We start from the raw sequence: 15,449 nt of genomic DNA on the forward strand, positions 1-15,449 counted from the left end.
GGCGCGCCAGGCGCTGGCGCTGAAGCCCGAAGCCCCCGCAGATCACTGCCGGGGCTTTTTCTTTTCTTCAGCGCAGCGTCGGATCCTCGACGCCGTCCGCGCGCGACCAGCCGTAGCTGCGCTCGACCCGGGCGATGCGCAGCGCGTAATGCCGGTACCAGTCGGCGCGGCCCTGGTCGCGCGCGGCGCGGTGCTCGGCGACCGCGCGCCAGGCCTGGATCGCTTCCAGGCTTTGCCAGTAGGACACGGTGATGCCCAGGCCGTCGGCGCCGCGCGTGCTCTCGACGCCCAGATAGCCGGGCTGCTCGGCCGCCAACGCGACCATGCGCTCGGCCATCTCGCCATAGCCCGCGTCGACGGTCGTGCGCAGGCTGGTGAAGATGACGGCGTAATAGGGCGGCTCGAACAGCGGCGCGAGGCCGGGCAATGCGTCCCGATCGTTCATGTCAAAGCCCTCTGAGCAAATCCATCGCTTCCTCGATGCGCTCGACCGCATGCACGGTCAGGCCCTCGATCGCTTTCTTCGGCGCGTTCGCTTTCGGCACGACGGCAACGCTGAAGCCGAGCTTGGCCGCTTCCTTCAGCCGCTCCTGGCCGCGCGGCGCCGGCCGCACCTCGCCGGCGAGGCCGACCTCGCCGAAGGCGATGAAGCCCTTGGGCAGCGGCCGGCCGCGCAGCGAGCTCTGGATGGCCAGCAGCACGGCCAGGTCGGCCGCCGGCTCGCCGATGCGCACGCCGCCGACCGCGTTAACGAACACGTCCTGGTCCATCGTCGCGACACCGGCATGGCGGTGCAGCACGGCCAGGAGCATCGCCAGCCGGTCGCGGTCCAGGCCCACCGACAGCCGCCGCGGGCTGGGCCCGCCGCTGTCGACCAGGGCTTGCAGCTCGACCAGCATGGGCCGCGTGCCCTCCAGCGTCACCAGCACGCAGCTGCCCGGCACCGGCTCGCCGTGGGTGGACAGAAAGATCGCGCTCGGATTGGCGACGCCCTTGAGCCCCTTCTCGGTCATCGCGAACACACCGATCTCGTTGACGGCCCCGAAGCGGTTCTTGATCGCGCGCACCAGGCGGAAGCTCGAATGCGTGTCGCCCTCGAAATACAGCACCGTGTCGACGATGTGCTCCAGCACGCGCGGGCCGGCCAAGGCGCCCTCCTTGGTCACATGGCCGACCAGCACCATCGCGCAGCCACCGGCCTTGGCCGTGCGCGTCAGCTGGGCCGCGCATTCGCGCACCTGGGCCACCGAGCCGGGCGCGGAGCTGAGCTGCTCGGAATAAAGGGTCTGGATCGAGTCGATCACGCAGAAGGCCGGCTTCTCGGCCTCGATCGTCGCGAGGATCTTTTCCAGATTGATCTCCGGCAGCACCCTCACCTGATTGCCGGGCAGGCCCAGGCGGCGCGCGCGCATCGCGATCTGCGCGCCGCTTTCCTCGCCGCTGACATAGAGCACCGGCAGCTTGCGTGAGAGCTCGTCGATTGCCTGCAGCAGCAGGGTCGACTTGCCGATGCCGGGATCGCCGCCGATCAGCACCACCCCGCCGGCGACGATGCCGCCGCCCAGCACCCGGTCCAGTTCCTCCTGGCCGGTCGGCGTGCGCTCGAAATCGGTGGCCTCGATCTCCGAGAGCGTCGAAACCGGCTGGCTCCTGGCCAGCGCCTGGTAGCGGTTCTTGCCGGCGCCGCCGCTGGGCTCGGCGATGCCCTCGACCAGCGTGTTCCAGGCTCCGCAAGCCGGGCATTTGCCCAGCCACTTGGGGCTGACGCCGCCGCATTCGGAGCAGGTGTAGTTCGATTTTTCCTTGGCCATGGGGGCATTGTCGGGCCGCGGCGGTGCGGCCCGGCCGCTGTGCTAAAACACCGGCCTGCAGTTTTGGAGTTCGAGCATGGAAATATCGGTGTGGCTGGCCTTCTTTGCCGCCTCCTGGGCCATCAGCCTGTCCCCCGGCGCCGGCGCGATCGCCGCGATGAGCTCGGGCCTGAACCATGGCTTCCGCCGCGGCTACTTCACGACGGTGGGCCTGATCCTGGGCATCCTGACCCAGATCGTCGTCGTCGGCGCCGGCCTGGGCGCGCTGATCGCCGCCTCCTCGCTGGGCTTTCTGATCGTCAAATGGCTGGGCGTGGCCTATCTGGTCTATCTGGGCATCCAGCAATGGCGCGCGCCGGCCAAGCCGCTGGTGGCGGCCGATGCCGACCAGCCGACGGTGACGCGCGGCCAACTGGTGCTGCGCGGCTGGGCGATCAATGCCGTCAACCCCAAGGGCACGGTCTTCCTGCTGGCCGTCGTGCCGCAGTTCCTCGACCTGCATGCCAGCCTCGCCCATCAATACCTGGTGATCGGTGCGACCCTGGCCTTCACCGATGCCGTCGTGATGGCCGGTTACACGGCGCTGGCCGCGCGCGTGCTGTCGATGCTGCGTTCGGCACGCCAGATCCGGATCATGAACCGCAGCTTCGGTTCCCTGTTCATCGCCGCCGGCGCGCTGCTGGCGACCTTCAAGCGCGCTGCCTGACGACCCCTCGCCCAGGCGTAGCTGGGCGATCCCCCGCGGGGATGTCGATCATTGCCGACGAAGGCCGGCAATGACATCGACTTGTGCCGCCTTTGGAGCGGCCCGGCGAGCGGCACAAGAAAAATACAAATGACCACGCAAGCTCTCTCGACCCGCTGGCTGTTCTGGGGCCCGACCCTGATCTGGGCCAGCACCTGGCATGTGATCCTCTACCAGTTGGATTCCGGCGTGCCGGTGCTGAACTCGGTCGCCTGGCGCTTTGCGCTGGCGGCGCTGCTGCTGCTGGCCTTCGCCCGCTGGCGCGGCGATTCACTGGGCCTGCCCTGGGGGGCGCACGGCCTGATGGCCGCCACCGGCATCGTCCAGTACAGCGGCAATTACTGGAGCGTCTACGAGGCCGAGCGCCACATCCCCAGCGGCCTGGTCGCGGTGCTGTTCTGCCTGATGGTGTTCGGCAATGCGCTGTCGGGCCGGATCTTCTTCGGCCAGCAGGTGACGCGGCGCTTTCTGTTGGCGGCCAGCGGCGGCGTGCTGGGCGTGGTGCTGATCTTCTGGCCCGAGATCGCCGCCACCGGCGCGCGGCCGACCGCCGCCTACGGCCTGGCGCTGGGCCTGGCCGCCGTGCTGGCCGCCTGCATCGGCAATGTGCTGACCCTGACGCTGACCCGCCGCGGCCTGCCCCTGGTGCCCATCCTGGCCTGGAGCATGGGCTATGGCGCGCTGTTCCTGATGGGCCTGTCCCTCGCCAGCGGCGCCGGCCTGCACATCGATGCGCGGCCGCCCTATCTGCTGTCGCTTCTCTACCTGGCTGTGTTCGGCTCGGTGATCGCCTTCGTGCTGTATTTCAATCTGGCTCAAGCCCAGGGGCCGGCGCGCGCGGCGCTGACCGGCGTGGTGATCCCGGTCATCGCGCTGGCGATCTCGGCGGCGCTGGAGGGCTGGCGGCCGAACGGCCTGGCGCTGGCCGGCATGGCGCTGTGCCTGGGCAGCATCTATATCGCTACGCGTCCGAGCCGCTGACTTTGCCCCGCCCGGCCTTGACGCCGCTGCGCTGCGCCTTGCCCTCGAGCCGCCGCTGCTGCGAGCCCCAGGTCGGCTTGGTGGGCTTGCGGGCCTTGGGCACGTGCGCGACGCTCTGCACCAGGGCGACCAGGCGGGCTATGGCCTCGGCGCGGTTCATCTCCTGGCTGCGGTGTTCCTGCGCCTTGATGACGACGACGCCGTCCTTGCTGATGCGCTGGTCGTTCAGCCGCAGCAGCCGTTCCTTGATGACGGTGGGCAGGGTCGAGCGGGCGATGTCGAAGCGCAGATGGGCGGCGCTGGCGACCTTGTTGACGTTCTGGCCCCCTGCGCCCTGGGCACGCACGAAGCCGAAGTCCAGTTCCCAGTCGGCCGGCCGCCAGTCGAGCTGCATCGCCGTGGCGGCCGCCTAGACGGCGCCCGGCTGGCGGATCTGCTGGTAGCGCTGCTCGAGTTCGGCGCGCAGCTGCCGGCGCAGCTGGGCCGCCGCATAACGGCGCTGCTCGTCCGCGCTTTGCGGTCGCAGCGCCGGCACCTTGGCCGGCTTGCCGGCCTCGTCGACGGCCACCATGGTGAAGAAGCAGCTGTTGGCGTGGCGCACGACCTGGGTGCGGATGTTCTCGGCGACGACCTTGATGCCGATCTCCATCGAGGAGGTGCCGGTGTAGTTGACCGAGGCCAGCAAGGTGACCAGCTCGCCGACATGGATCGGCTGGCGGAACATCACTTGGTCGACCGACAGGGTGACCACATAGCGGCCGGCATAGCGGCTGGCGCAGGCGTAGGCGGCCTGGTCGAGCAGCTTCAGGATCGTGCCGCCATGCACATTGCCGGAGAAATTGGCCATGTCCGGCGTCATCAGCACCGTCATGCTCAGCTGGTGGGCGGGCATGTCCATCGCTTCAGTCCTGGTGCAGCGCGGTGACCGGCACGCGCCGCGTCGGCGCGCACATCAGCTCGTAGCCGATCGTGCCGGCCGCGCGCGCGACCTCGTCGATCGGCAGCACGGAGCCGCGCGGGCCCTGGCCCCACAGCGTGACCTCGCTGCCGAAGCCGGCCTCGGGCTGGCCGTCGAGATCGACGGCCAGCATGTCCATCGAGACGCGGCCCACCGTCGCCGTGCGCCGGCCGTCGACCAGCACCGGCGTGCCGCTGCCGGCATGGCGCGGATAGCCGTCGGCATAGCCGCAGGCGACGATGCCGATGCGCATGGCCTTGTCGGCAGTGAAGCTGCTGCCGTAGCCGACCGTGTCGCCCGGCTGCAGCTGTTGGGTCGCGATCAGCTTGGAACGCAGGGTCATGGCCGGGCGCAGATCCCAGAAGGCCTGGTCGTGCTCGGGGAAGTCGGGGATGCCGCCATAGCTCATGATGCCGGCGCGCACCCAGTCGCTGCGCACGCGGGCGCTGTGGCGCAGGATGGCCGCGCTGTTGCTCAGCGAGCGTTCGCCGGGCAGGTCGGCGGCGACGGCCTCGAAGGCTTCCAGCTGGTGCGCGATGCCGTCGGCGCCGAGGCGCTCGCTGTCGGCATCCGAGAAATGCGTCATCAACGAGATCTCGTCGACCTGGGGCAGGGCGTTCAGCCGGTTCCAGGCGGCGCGGAAGGCCGAGGGCGTGAAGCCGAGGCGGTTCATGCCGCTGTTGAGCTTGAGGAAGACCCGGTGCGGCTCGTGCGTCTTGTGCATGGCCAGCCAGTCGATCTGCTGCTCGCAGTGCACCGCGTGCCAGAGCTTGAGCCGCGAGCACAGCTCGAGGTCGCGCATCTCGAAGCAGCCCTCCAGCAAGAGGATGGGGCCGCGCCAGCCCAGCTCGCGCAGGACTTTAGCCTCGTCGAGGTCCAAGAGCGCGAAGCCGTCGGCGGCGCGCAGGCCCTCGAAGGCGTTGGCGATGCCATGGCCGTAGGCATTGGCCTTGACGACGGCCCAGACCTTGGCGTCGGGTGCGCAGGCGCGCGCGCGGGCCAGATTGTGGGCCAGCGCGGGAATATGAATCAGGGCTTCGATCGGACGTGGCATGGCTTGAATTGTGGCATTGCAGCAATCTCACCGCCCTGCCTGATGGCTGTCCCCCAAAGGGGGTGCATGCTATAAACCCGCCGCAGTGCTCCTGCGCTTGGCGCCCCGCCGGCGGGCGCTGTCAGTAGTAGCTATCGGGTACATGAACAGACTTCTAGCGCGTTTCTCCACGATGCCGGGCCGGCTGCATGCGGCCCTCGCATGGCGCCCCTCATTGCCGCGCACGCTGTCATGAAGAAGGGCTTCTACACCATCATGTCGGCGCAGTTCTTCAGCTCGCTGGCGGATCAAGCCCTGCTGGTCGGCGCGATCGAACTGCTGAAGAGCACCGGGGCGCCGGCCTGGCAGATCCCGGCGCTGGGCCCGATGTTCGCGCTCTTTTACGTGGTGCTGGCGCCCTTCGTCGGCGCCTTCGCCGACGCGGTGCCCAAGGGCAAGGTGATGTTCTATTCGAACCTCATCAAGGTGGTCGGCTGCCTGATGATGCTGTTCGGCACGCATCCGCTGCTGTCCTATGCCATCGTCGGCCTGGGCGCCGCGGCCTACTCGCCAGCCAAGTACGGCATCCTGACCGAGCTGCTGCCGCCCTCGCAGCTGGTCAAGGCCAATGGCTGGATCGAGGGCCTGACGATCGCCTCCATCATCCTGGGCATCCTGCTGGGCGGCAATCTGGTCGGCCCGGTGCTGGCGCCCAAGCTGCTGGGCCTGGACTTCCCGCTGATCACGACCAGCATCGACACGCCGCCCGAGGCGGCGATCGCCACGCTGGTGCTGCTCTATGTGATTGCGGCCGGCTTCAATCTCTACATCCCGCGCACCGACACCCCGCTGCAGCCGGTGGCGCACAGCGCGGCCGGCCTGGTGCGCGATTTCGCCGCCTGCAACTCGCGGCTCTGGCAGGACAAGCTGGGCCAGATCTCGCTGGCCACGACGACGCTGTTCTGGGGCGTGTCCGGCAATCTGCGCATCATCGTCTTCCCCTGGGCCGCGGTGGCGCTGGGCTACACGACCACGCAGGCCTCCAACCTCAGCGGCGTGGTCGCGCTGGGCACCGCCTTCGGGGCGGTGGCCGCCTCGGTCTATATGCGGCTGGACAAGGCGACCCGGGTGATCCCGCTGGGCATCGTGATGGGCGTGCTGATCGTCGGCCTAAACCTGATGCAGAACGTCTGGATCGCCGCGCCCTTCCTGATGATGCTGGGCCTGGTCGGCGGCTATCTGGTCGTGCCGATGAACGCGCTCTTGCAGCACCGCGGCCACAACCTGATGGGCGCCGGCCGCTCCATCGCCGTGCAGAACTTCAACGAGCAGGCCTGCATCCTGGGCCTGGGCGCGCTCTACACCGGCATGACGCGGCTGGGCCTGTCGGCCTATATCTGCATCGCCGTCTTCGGCACCCTGGTCGCCGGCACCATGTGGGCGATCCGCCGCTGGCATCAGCGCAACTGCGTCGAGCACCGCGAGGAAGTCGAGCGCCTGCTGCTGCTGGCGCGCAGCGACGAGATGCATTGACTTGAGCCCGCAGGGCTCAATGCATTCAACTCAAGCCGCCCGCCGGGCCGCCCCAAGGGCGGCTTGAGCGGATGTGATCGCGGGGCACCCCCCGCGATCATCCGCGTCCCCTCGGGGGACCGACCAGGTATTCCCTGGGCGAGGGGCTAACGCTGCTTGCCGACCGGCGCGGGGGGCGCCAGCACGTTCTGGATGTGCTCGGACCAGGCACGGGCGATCTTGAAGCTGCCGCTGTGGTTCAGGTGGATCTCGTTGTGCCAGTCGCCGCTATTGCCGCTGGAGCCCGGCGTCGCCAGCGCCAGCGGCACGGCGGTCGAGTCGAACACATGCAGGCCGGGGAACTGCGCCTTGTCGGCCGCCATCGCCTTCAGCAGCTGGGCCAGGTGGAAGACCATCAGCCGGCTGATCGCTGCCCAGTCGGCGCCGGGCAGGGCATAGGCCTTCAGCGCCGGATAGAGCCAGGGCCCGCTGCTGCCCAGGCCGCCGTCCTCGGAGCCGGCCGGGCGCGGCATCGGCACCGCGTAGCAATGCATGAAGACCGGCTTAGCCGCAGAGGGGCCCTGGTCGCGCAGCGTCAGCAGATGGCGGACATTGCTGCGCAGATAGTCGGCATAGGTGGCCCAGCCCGGCTCGGAGAAATAGCGCGCGACGCCGGCCGAGGGCGGGCCCCACTCGGTCTGGCGGCGCAGGAGGCGCAGATGCAGCGGCACTTCCTTGCCGTCGGCCGTGTGCGCCGGCGTCTGCGCGGCGGCGATCAGGTCGTTGCCGCCCACCGACAGCAGCACGCCGTCCCAGACCGGCGCCTCGGGGCTGGACAGCAGGCGCACGAAGTCGGGCGCCGATTCCAGATCCACCATATGGGCCAGCGCCTCGCCGGTGCCGGCGCAGTTGACCACGCAGGCCTTCTCCTTCAGCACCAGCTCCTGCAGCAGATTCGCATGGGCATTCAGCTTGGCCGTCGCGTTCGAGAACCAGGAGTCGCCCTGGGCCAGCAGGCGCCAGTGATAGCTGGACAGGTCGGGCGCCCGGGCCGATTGCAGGTCCCCCGGGGTGAAACAGGCCAGATGATCCAAGAGCGGCTCTCCCTTTGTCGATGAACAACTGGTTTCACGGGCGGCCGGCCGCCCGGGCTGCGTGCCATTGGACGGCCGGCCGGCGCAGTGTGCCATGCTATAAACCCAGGGCAAGTCGACGGGCTTTCCCGGGCAGTGAACTTGCCCCGGGGTGTTGCGGCCGGCCAACCGCGGCCCCGTCTCCCGCTCGATGTCCTCCCGCTCGTCTGCGCCGCCACTGGCCATCCTGGCCCTGATGTTCAACGCCCTGGTCTGGGGCCTGTCCTGGTGGCCGTTCCGCCAGTTTCAGGCCGGCGGCCTGCATCCGCTGTGGACCACGGTCGTGCTCTACCTGATCTCGCTGGCCGTGATCTCGCTGCGCCAGCGCGCTGCCTGGCTCGAATTCCTGCGCACGCCCAGCCTGTGGCTGATCATGGCCGCCGCCGGCATCACCAACACCGCCTTCAACTGGGCTGTGGCGATCGGCGACGTGGTGCGCGTGGTGCTGCTGTTCTATCTGATGCCGCTGTGGGCGGTGCTGCTGGCGCGCCTGATCCTGCACGAGCGTTTCGGCGCCGCGGCGGCGCTGCGCATGGCGCTGGCCCTGGCCGGCGCGGCCATCGTGCTGGCGCCCGCCGGCGGGGGCTTCCCGCTGCCGGCCAGCTTGGCCGACTGGCTGGGCGTGCTGGGCGGCTTCAGCTTCGCCTTCAACAATGTGATGCTGCGTCGCGAGGCGGCACGCGGCGCCGGCGCCCGCGCGCTGGCCATGTTCGGTGGCGGCGTGCTGGTCGCCGGCGCGGCCGCCAGCGCAATGGCCGCCGGCGGCCTGATCGGCTGGCCGGCGTTGCCGGGCACGCTGTGGCTGCTGCCGCTGACGGCGATGGCGCTGCTGTTCCTGCTGTCCAATCTGGCGCTGCAGTACGGCGCCGGCCGGCTGCCGGCCAATGTGACGGCGGTGGTCATGCTGACCGAGGTGCCGGCGGCGGCGCTGTCGGCGATCTGGCTGGGCGGCGGCGCGCTCGACGCACGCACCGCGGCCGGCGGCGCCTGCATCCTCGGCGCCGCCTTGCTGGCGGCGCTACCATCGCGGGCACGTCAAGGAGCGTCAGCAATGAGTTCGAGTCCCAGCGTCTACGATTTCCAGGCCCTTTCCATCACGGGCCAGCCGGCCGATCTGGCCAGCCAGCGCGGCAAGGTGCTGCTGATCGTCAACACCGCCAGCGCCTGCGGTTTCACCCCGCAGTTCGCCGGGCTGGAGCAGCTGTGGAAGGACTATGCCGAGCGCGGCCTGGTCGTCCTCGGCTTCCCGAGCAACGAGTTCGGCGCCCAGGATCCGGGCAGCAACGACGAGATCGCCTCCTTCTGCCAGCTGAACTACGGTGTCAGCTTCCCGATGATGAGCAAGGTCAAGGTCAACGGCGCCGATGCCCATCCGCTGTGGAAATGGCTGAAGGGCGAGAAGCCCGGCTTCCTCGGCACCGAGGCGATCAAGTGGAACTTCACAAAATTCCTGGTCGGCCGCGACGGCCAGGTGCTGAAGCGCTATGCGCCCAATGAGGCGCCGGAAAAGATGCGCGCCGATATCGAGGCGGCGCTGCAGGCTTGAGCGCCGGCGCCGGGCCCGCGCTGGCGGCGCCCTTCCGCCGCTTCGCCGCCGTCGACTGCACGCAGGACCCGCTCTATGTGGCGATCTGCCAGGCGGTGGCCGAGGCGCCCGAGCTGCTGGCGCTGATGGCCGAGGCGCCGGCGACGCAGCGCAAGCCGAACCTGCTGCTGGCGGCGCTGCACGAGGGGGTGCTGGCCGGCGTCGCGCATCCCTTGCGCGATTACTACCCCAGCGTCGGCGGAACGCGCCTGCCGGATGCCGCGCTGCCGGCCGCGCTGCTGGACTTCGCCCGCCTCGAGCGGCCGCGCCTGATCGAGCATCTGCGCCAGCGCAGCACGCAGACCAACGAGATCGGCCGCTGCGCGGTGCTGTGGCCGGCGCTGCAGCAGATCGCCGTGCTGACGGGCCGGCAGGAGCTGGCCCTGCTGGACTTCGGCGCCAGCGCCGGCCTGAACCTGGGCGTCGACGAGTACCGCTACGACTACGGCCGCTTCGCGCTCGGCGCGCCGGCCGCGGCCGGGCGTCCGACCATTGCCTGCGACTGGCTCGGCGACGCAGCGCCGCCGCCGGCCCGGCCCTGGCGACTGGCCGCCCGCGCGGGCCTGGATCCGGCACCGATCGATGTGGGCGATGAGGCGGCCGTGCGCTGGCTGCGCGCCTGCCTGTGGCCGCATGACCGCGAGCGCGCGCTGCGGCTGGACCAGGCGCTGGCCCTGGCGCGGCGGGCCGGCTGGCGGGTTCAGCAGGCCGAGGACTGCCTGGCGGCGGTCGAGCCCTGGCTCGACGGTCTGCCGGCCGGCGTGCAGCCGCTGCTGTTCAACAGCTGGGTGCTGTACTACTTCTCGGCGGAGGAACTGACGCGGCTGCGCGAGCGGCTGGGGCGGCTGGTGCGCGAGCGCGGCCTGCTCTGGCTCAGCGCCGAATCGCCGGCGCAGCGGCCACCGGGCCTGGCACTGCCGCCGCTGGCCCCAGGCGCCGAGCCCTCGACGCTGTGGACCCTGCAGTCGGCCACGGGCGTCCGCGCGCTGGCCTGGTCGCACCCGCATGGGCGCTGGCTGCAGTGGCTCGGATGAGCTAGTTGCCGAAGCGCAGCGCCGATCGCTCGCGCGCCTTGGCCGCCTCGATCTCGCGGTCGCGCGGCGCGGCCGTGGTCTTCAGATCGGCGATCAGCACGCGCGCCGAGGCGGCGATCTCGGCCACCGCGCGCTCGAAGGCCGCCTCGTTGGCCTTGGACGGCACGGTGAATCCGCTCAGCTTGCGCACGAACTGCAGGGCCGCGTCGCGGATCTCGAGCTCGGTGGCCGGCGGTTCGAAATTGAACAGGGTGCGGATATTCCTGCACATGGGTACGCCTCCAGGGTTGAGGCCATCCTACGCTCGGGCGCCGGCCGCGCCGCTCGATCCGCGCAAGCTCAGAGCAGTTCCGGCGGGATGTTGCCGCCATTGGCGGCTAGCTTGGTCAGCACCGTCTTGTGCAGCCATATATTCATCTGCGCGGAATCCGCCATCTTCTCCGGCGGGCAGCCGAGCTCGGCGGCCAGCTCCTTGCGCGCGGCCAGGCTGCTGTCCAGGCCCAAGAGCTTCATCAGGTCGACGATGGAGGTCTTCCAGTTGAGCCGCTCGGCATGCTGGGCGGCTAGGCCCTCGAGCTTGGCGACGACGTCGACCTCGCTGATCGCCGCCGGCCTCGGTGCGGCGGCCGCCGGTGCCGGTGCAGCTGCCGGCGCCGCGCCGGCCGGTGGCGCCGCGGCCGGGGTGCCGGGCGCGGCCGTGGCCGTGGGTGTGGTGGTGTTGGCGGGAGTGGCCGCCGGCGTGGCCGCCGCGTCCGCGCCGAAACCTAGCTTGGACAGGATCTTGCTGAAGATGCTCATGGCATCGCTCCGTGGTCGAGTGGAAGTCCTCCCGCGGGGCAGGCGCCGTTCCCGGGCCGGGCGGCGCGCCGATAATGGGCCACGCAACCGTCCGCAGCTTTCGGAGTTCCCGCCCATGTTCCAGCACGTTGACGCCTATGCCGGCGATCCCATCCTGAGTCTCAACGAGGCCTTCCAGAAGGACCCCCGCGCCGGCAAAGTCAATCTCTCGATCGGCATCTATTTCGACGACGCCGGGACCATCCCGATGCTGGACTCGGTGCGCCGCGCCGAGCTGGCCGTGGTCGCCGAGGCCGGCGCCCGGCCCTATCTGCCGATGGAGGGCGCGGCCAATTTCCGCAGCGCCGTGCAGGCGCTTCTGTTCGGCGCGGACAATCCGGTGCGCGAACGCACGGTGACGATCCAGAGCGTCGGCTCCAGCGGCGGCCTGAAGGTCGGCGCCGATTTCATCAAGCGCTACTTCCCCGACAGCGCGATCTACGTCTCCGACCCGACCTGGGACAACCACCGCGCCGTCTTCGAGGGCTCGGGCATCGCGGTCAAGACCTATCCCTATTACGACCCGGCCACCGGCGGTGTGCGCTTTGCCGACATGCTGGCGGCGATTGCCCAGCTGCCGGCCAGGAGCGTCGTGCTGCTGCACGCCTGCTGCCACAACCCGACCGGGGTCGACCTGACGCAGGCGCAGTGGACCGAGCTGATCGCGGTCTTGAAGCAGCGTGAGCTGCTGCCCTTCCTGGACCTGGCCTACCAGGGCTATGGCGACGGCATCGAGGAGGATGCCTTCGCGGTGCGCGCACTGGCGGCGGCCGGCCTGTCCTTCTTCGTCGCCAACAGCTTCTCCAAGAGCATGAGCCTGTACGGCGAGCGCTGCGGCGCGCTGTCGGTGGTCTGCCCCGACGCGGCGCAGGCCGCCAATGTGCTGGGCCAGCTGAAGTTCATGATCCGGCGCAACTACTCGAACCCGCCGCTGCACGGCGGCCAGCTGGTCGCGCGCGTGCTCAGCGACCCGGCGCTGCGCGCGCAATGGGAGAGCGAGGTGGCCGAGATGCGCGAGCGCATCCAGGCCATGCGCAAGAGCCTGCACGAGGTGCTGTCGGCCAAGCTGCCCGGCCGCAACTTCGACTACTTCCTGACCCAGCGCGGCATGTTCAGCTACACCGGCCTCGCCGCGTCCCAGGTCGACCGGCTGAAGGACGAGTTCGCCGTCTACCTGGTGCGCTCCGGCCGCATGTGCGTGGCCGGCCTGAACAGCCGCAATGTCGAGACGACCGCGGTCGCGATGGCCGCCGTGCTGGGCTAGCGAGCGCCTACCCTGCCAGGCCCCCCGGGGGGCATTCGACAGGGTTATGGCTGCCAGCGCCGCTTTCATTGGCGAGGCGGCCGCTTCATCCTTACGCTGCCGGCAATCGGTTGAAGCCCAAGATTCAGGATGAAGCATTGTGTGGTGATTGGGGGAGGGGTCGTCGGCTTGACGACGGCCTGGTCCCTGGCCGAGCGTGGCCATGCGGTGACGCTGGTCGAGCGCGAAGCCGAGGTGGCCACCGGGGCCAGCCGCGCCAACGGTGGACAGCTCAGCTACCGCTATGTCTCGCCGCTGGCCGACGAGGGCGTGCCGCTGAAGGCGCTGCGCTGGCTGCTCGATCCGGACGGCCCGCTGCGCTTCAAGCCCGAGTTCAGCCTGCATCAGTGGTCCTGGCTGTTCGCCTTCCTGCGCGCCTGCCGCGGGCCGGTCAACCAGCGCATGACGGCTCGCCTCCTGGAGCTGGGTGCCTACAGCCAGGCCGCCTTCGGCAAGCTGAACGAGGCGGCGCGGCTCGAATGCATCTCGCTGCGCACGCCAGGCAAGCTGGTCGTCTACCGCAAGCCGGCCGAGTTCGCCCGCGTCGCCGCCAAGCTGCAGCGCCGCCCCGCCGGCGGTCCCGAGCGGGCGCTGTCGCATGACGAATGCGTGGCGCTGGAGCCGGCGCTGGAGTCGACCGAGGCGACGCTGGCCGGCGGTATCTTCACCGAGGGCGAGGCGGTCGCCGACTGCTACAAGCTCTGCCTGCAGCTGGCTAAAGCCTTGCGCGAGCATGGAAATTTCCGCGGCTTCGTCACGGCCGAGGCGCAGGGCTTCGTGCAGCGCCAGGGCCGCGTGGTGGCGCTGAAAAGTTCGGCCGGCGAGATCGCCGCCGACGAGTTCGTCATCGCCGCCGGCCTGCAGAGCCGCGCGCTGGCGCAGACGGCCGGCATCGAGCTGCCGATCTATCCGCTCAAGGGCTACAGCCTGACCGCGCCGATAGCCGCCGCTCACCGGCCACCGGTCGTCAGCGTCACCGATTTCGAAAAGAAGATCCTCTACGCCCGCATCGGCGAGCAGCTGCGCGTGGCGGCCATGGTCGATCTGGTCGGCGACGACCTGCGCCTGGATCCGCAGCGCATCGCCTCGCTGCAGCGCGCGGTGCGCGCGACCTTTCCGCAGGCGGCCGACTATGACCAGGCCGTCGCCTGGGCCGGGCTGCGGCCGGCCACGCCCAGCGGTGCGCCGATCCTGGGCGCCTCCGGCCTGCCCAATCTCTGGCTCAATGTCGGCCATGGCGCTCTGGGCTTCACCTTCTCCTTCGGCACCGCCGAGATCGTCGCCGAGCTGATCGCCGGTCGCGCCAGCCCGGTGGCACTGGACGGCCTGAGGCTGCCGCAGTCATGACGCCGACCTTGCAGGCCGTGCTGGCCGAGGCGCTGCTCGGCGCCGTGCGCGCGCAGCGCTTCACCCGGGTGCCCGATTCGATGCAGGGCGGCGCGCCGGTCGGCGTCCATCCGAGCATCGACCTGGCCGTCGCCGCCTTCCCGGCCGACGGGCGGCCCCTGTTCGCCAATGTGCTGTTCTCGCGCGAGCATCCGGACGGCCTGATCGCCGACATCGGCGCCGAGGCCGGGCCGGTGCGCAATATCGCCTTTCTGGCCGACCAGCAGGACGGAGACGGCCGCTCGATCGCCTGGCTGCCCGGCGCCGACTGGACGCGCATGGACTGGAAGCCGCTGTTCGGCAACGGCCCGCGGCGCTTCGTCGCGCCCTATCCGGCTTCGCTGCTGAAGCTGATGGTGCTGGTCGGCATTGCGCGCCTGGTGGACCAGGGCCGCGCGAGATGGGAGCAGGCGCTGAGCTATGACGGCAGCGAACGCCCGGTCGGCGACTGGGCCTTCGACATGACCGTGATCAGCTGCAACCGCTCGACCTCGGCCCTGGTCACGCTCCTGCACGCCACGGGCGCGATCCGCCGCGCCGACGGCATCGAGACGCACAACGAGCTGCACGGCCTGTTCGAGGCGCTGGGCCTGCCGGGCCTGCGCCTGGCCAATACGCAGCCCGATGGCGGCTGGGGCAATGCGGCCGGCGCCGGCGTCGGCCAGCTGCAGATGACGGCCTGGGACACGGTGCGCCTGCTGTGGCTGCTCGACCCGGCGGCGCCCCCCGCGCCCTGGCGGCCCGCCGATGCGCCACCGCTGCTGGGCGCCAGCCGCGCCCATGTGCTGCACTGCCTGGCCGAGCAACGCCTGCACCAGATCCTCTCCAGCAGCGCGATCACCGAGCTGCCGGGCTGGGTGGCGGGCCTGCCGGCGCGCATGCCCGGCGCGGCCAGCGGCGGCGATGTGCGCTTCGCCCACAAGACCGGCAATACCGAAAACTACAGCGCCGATGCCGGTATCGTGCAGGGCATTGCCCCGGCGCGGCGCCATTACCTGATCGCGCTGACCAGCAATCTGGGCAGCCGCTACGCACCGGCCGACTCTTCGGGCCGCTGCGTCGCCGACTGGCGCCTGCCGGCGCTGGGCGCGGCCGTCGATGCGCGGCTGCGCGAATTCCTCGGAGACTGAT

Annotated in this window: 16 protein-coding genes and 1 pseudogene; 9 read left to right on the plus strand and 8 right to left on the minus strand. The window is 70.2% G+C overall.

Going from position 1 to position 15,449, the window contains the following annotated elements; translation table 11 throughout:
• Positions 1 to 67: 67 nt before the first annotated feature.
• Both QWJ38_RS03900 and radA read right to left on the minus strand, forming a co-directional pair.
• Positions 68 to 445: an antibiotic biosynthesis monooxygenase family protein gene (locus QWJ38_RS03900; protein ID WP_290357722.1), complete on the minus strand. Its 378-nt coding sequence runs from the start codon at positions 443 to 445 to the stop codon at positions 68 to 70.
• Position 446: 1 nt separating this feature from the next.
• Positions 447 to 1,811, minus strand: coding sequence for a DNA repair protein RadA (gene radA, locus QWJ38_RS03905; protein ID WP_290357723.1), 1,365 nt, complete (start codon positions 1,809 to 1,811; stop codon positions 447 to 449).
• Positions 1,812 to 1,887: 76 nt separating this feature from the next.
• On the opposite strand from radA, the gene QWJ38_RS03910 reads away from it, so the two are divergent.
• Positions 1,888 to 2,517: a LysE family transporter gene (locus QWJ38_RS03910; RefSeq protein WP_290357724.1), complete on the plus strand. Its 630-nt coding sequence runs from the start codon at positions 1,888 to 1,890 to the stop codon at positions 2,515 to 2,517.
• 129 nt (positions 2,518 to 2,646) lie between these two features.
• A complete protein-coding gene (locus tag QWJ38_RS03915) occupies positions 2,647 to 3,537 on the plus strand; it encodes a DMT family transporter (protein ID WP_290357725.1) in 891 nt (296 codons plus the stop codon).
• Here the strand turns inward: QWJ38_RS03915 and arfB are convergent.
• Genes arfB through alr form a run of 3 tightly spaced genes read right to left on the minus strand, consistent with a single transcriptional unit; the run spans position 3,518 to position 5,549 of the window.
• Complete coding sequence (gene arfB / locus QWJ38_RS03920) at positions 3,518 to 3,931, minus strand: alternative ribosome rescue aminoacyl-tRNA hydrolase ArfB (RefSeq protein WP_290357726.1); 414 nt, start codon at positions 3,929 to 3,931, stop codon at positions 3,518 to 3,520. The genes QWJ38_RS03915 and arfB overlap by 20 nt on opposite strands.
• A 15-nt stretch (positions 3,932 to 3,946) precedes the next feature.
• Positions 3,947 to 4,435 (minus strand): acyl-CoA thioesterase, encoded by a 489-nt coding sequence (locus QWJ38_RS03925; protein ID WP_290357727.1) that lies wholly within the window; start codon positions 4,433 to 4,435, stop codon positions 3,947 to 3,949.
• 4 nt (positions 4,436 to 4,439) lie between these two features.
• Complete coding sequence (gene alr, locus QWJ38_RS03930; RefSeq protein ID WP_290357728.1) at positions 4,440 to 5,549, minus strand: alanine racemase; 1,110 nt, start codon at positions 5,547 to 5,549, stop codon at positions 4,440 to 4,442.
• A 231-nt stretch (positions 5,550 to 5,780) separates the two neighbouring features.
• Here alr and lplT point away from each other — a divergent pair, with 231 nt between their 5' ends.
• Positions 5,781 to 7,061, plus strand: a complete 1,281-nt coding sequence (lplT, locus tag QWJ38_RS03935; protein ID WP_290357729.1) for a lysophospholipid transporter LplT — start codon at positions 5,781 to 5,783, stop codon at positions 7,059 to 7,061.
• A gap of 146 nt (positions 7,062 to 7,207) precedes the next feature.
• Here the strand turns inward: lplT and QWJ38_RS03940 are convergent, their stop codons facing one another.
• Positions 7,208 to 8,134, minus strand: a complete 927-nt coding sequence (locus tag QWJ38_RS03940; RefSeq protein ID WP_290357730.1) for a hypothetical protein — start codon at positions 8,132 to 8,134, stop codon at positions 7,208 to 7,210.
• A gap of 190 nt (positions 8,135 to 8,324) precedes the next feature.
• Between QWJ38_RS03940 and QWJ38_RS23960 the strand changes: the two are divergent.
• From QWJ38_RS23960 to QWJ38_RS03955, 3 genes and pseudogenes are all read left to right on the plus strand, one after another.
• A pseudogene (locus tag QWJ38_RS23960) lies at positions 8,325 to 8,729 on the plus strand (EamA family transporter); the annotation flags it as partial.
• 495 nt (positions 8,730 to 9,224) lie between these two features.
• Complete coding sequence (locus QWJ38_RS03950; RefSeq protein WP_290358057.1) at positions 9,225 to 9,719, plus strand: glutathione peroxidase; 495 nt, start codon at positions 9,225 to 9,227, stop codon at positions 9,717 to 9,719.
• Positions 9,716 to 10,792 (plus strand): DUF2332 domain-containing protein, encoded by a 1,077-nt coding sequence (locus QWJ38_RS03955; protein WP_290357731.1) that lies wholly within the window; start codon positions 9,716 to 9,718, stop codon positions 10,790 to 10,792. Before QWJ38_RS03950 ends, QWJ38_RS03955 begins: the two co-directional genes overlap by 4 nt.
• A 1-nt stretch (position 10,793) precedes the next feature.
• Here QWJ38_RS03955 and QWJ38_RS03960 read toward each other — a convergent pair whose 3' ends face one another.
• Positions 10,794 to 11,063 carry a DUF2277 domain-containing protein gene (locus tag QWJ38_RS03960; protein ID WP_290357732.1) on the minus strand — a complete coding sequence of 90 codons (270 nt, stop codon included), beginning with the start codon at positions 11,061 to 11,063 and terminating at the stop codon, positions 10,794 to 10,796.
• 68 nt (positions 11,064 to 11,131) lie between these two features.
• Positions 11,132 to 11,590: a DUF3597 domain-containing protein gene (locus QWJ38_RS03965; protein ID WP_290357733.1), complete on the minus strand. Its 459-nt coding sequence runs from the start codon at positions 11,588 to 11,590 to the stop codon at positions 11,132 to 11,134.
• 115 nt (positions 11,591 to 11,705) lie between these two features.
• Here QWJ38_RS03965 and QWJ38_RS03970 point away from each other — a divergent pair, with 115 nt between their 5' ends.
• The 3 genes from QWJ38_RS03970 to QWJ38_RS03980 all read left to right on the plus strand — a co-directional run bounded on the left by QWJ38_RS03970 (position 11,706) and on the right by QWJ38_RS03980 (position 15,448).
• Positions 11,706 to 12,893, plus strand: coding sequence for an amino acid aminotransferase (locus QWJ38_RS03970; RefSeq protein ID WP_290357734.1), 1,188 nt, complete (start codon positions 11,706 to 11,708; stop codon positions 12,891 to 12,893).
• 129 nt (positions 12,894 to 13,022) lie between these two features.
• Positions 13,023 to 14,279, plus strand: a complete 1,257-nt coding sequence (locus QWJ38_RS03975) for a D-amino acid dehydrogenase (RefSeq protein ID WP_290357735.1) — start codon at positions 13,023 to 13,025, stop codon at positions 14,277 to 14,279.
• Positions 14,276 to 15,448, plus strand: coding sequence for a serine hydrolase (locus QWJ38_RS03980; RefSeq protein ID WP_290357736.1), 1,173 nt, complete (start codon positions 14,276 to 14,278; stop codon positions 15,446 to 15,448). Before QWJ38_RS03975 ends, QWJ38_RS03980 begins: the two co-directional genes overlap by 4 nt.
• Position 15,449 lies beyond the last annotated feature (1 nt).

This window comes from Roseateles violae, from assembly GCF_030410485.1.
Classification (GTDB): Bacteria; Pseudomonadota; Gammaproteobacteria; order Burkholderiales; family Burkholderiaceae_C; genus Roseateles_D; species Roseateles_D violae.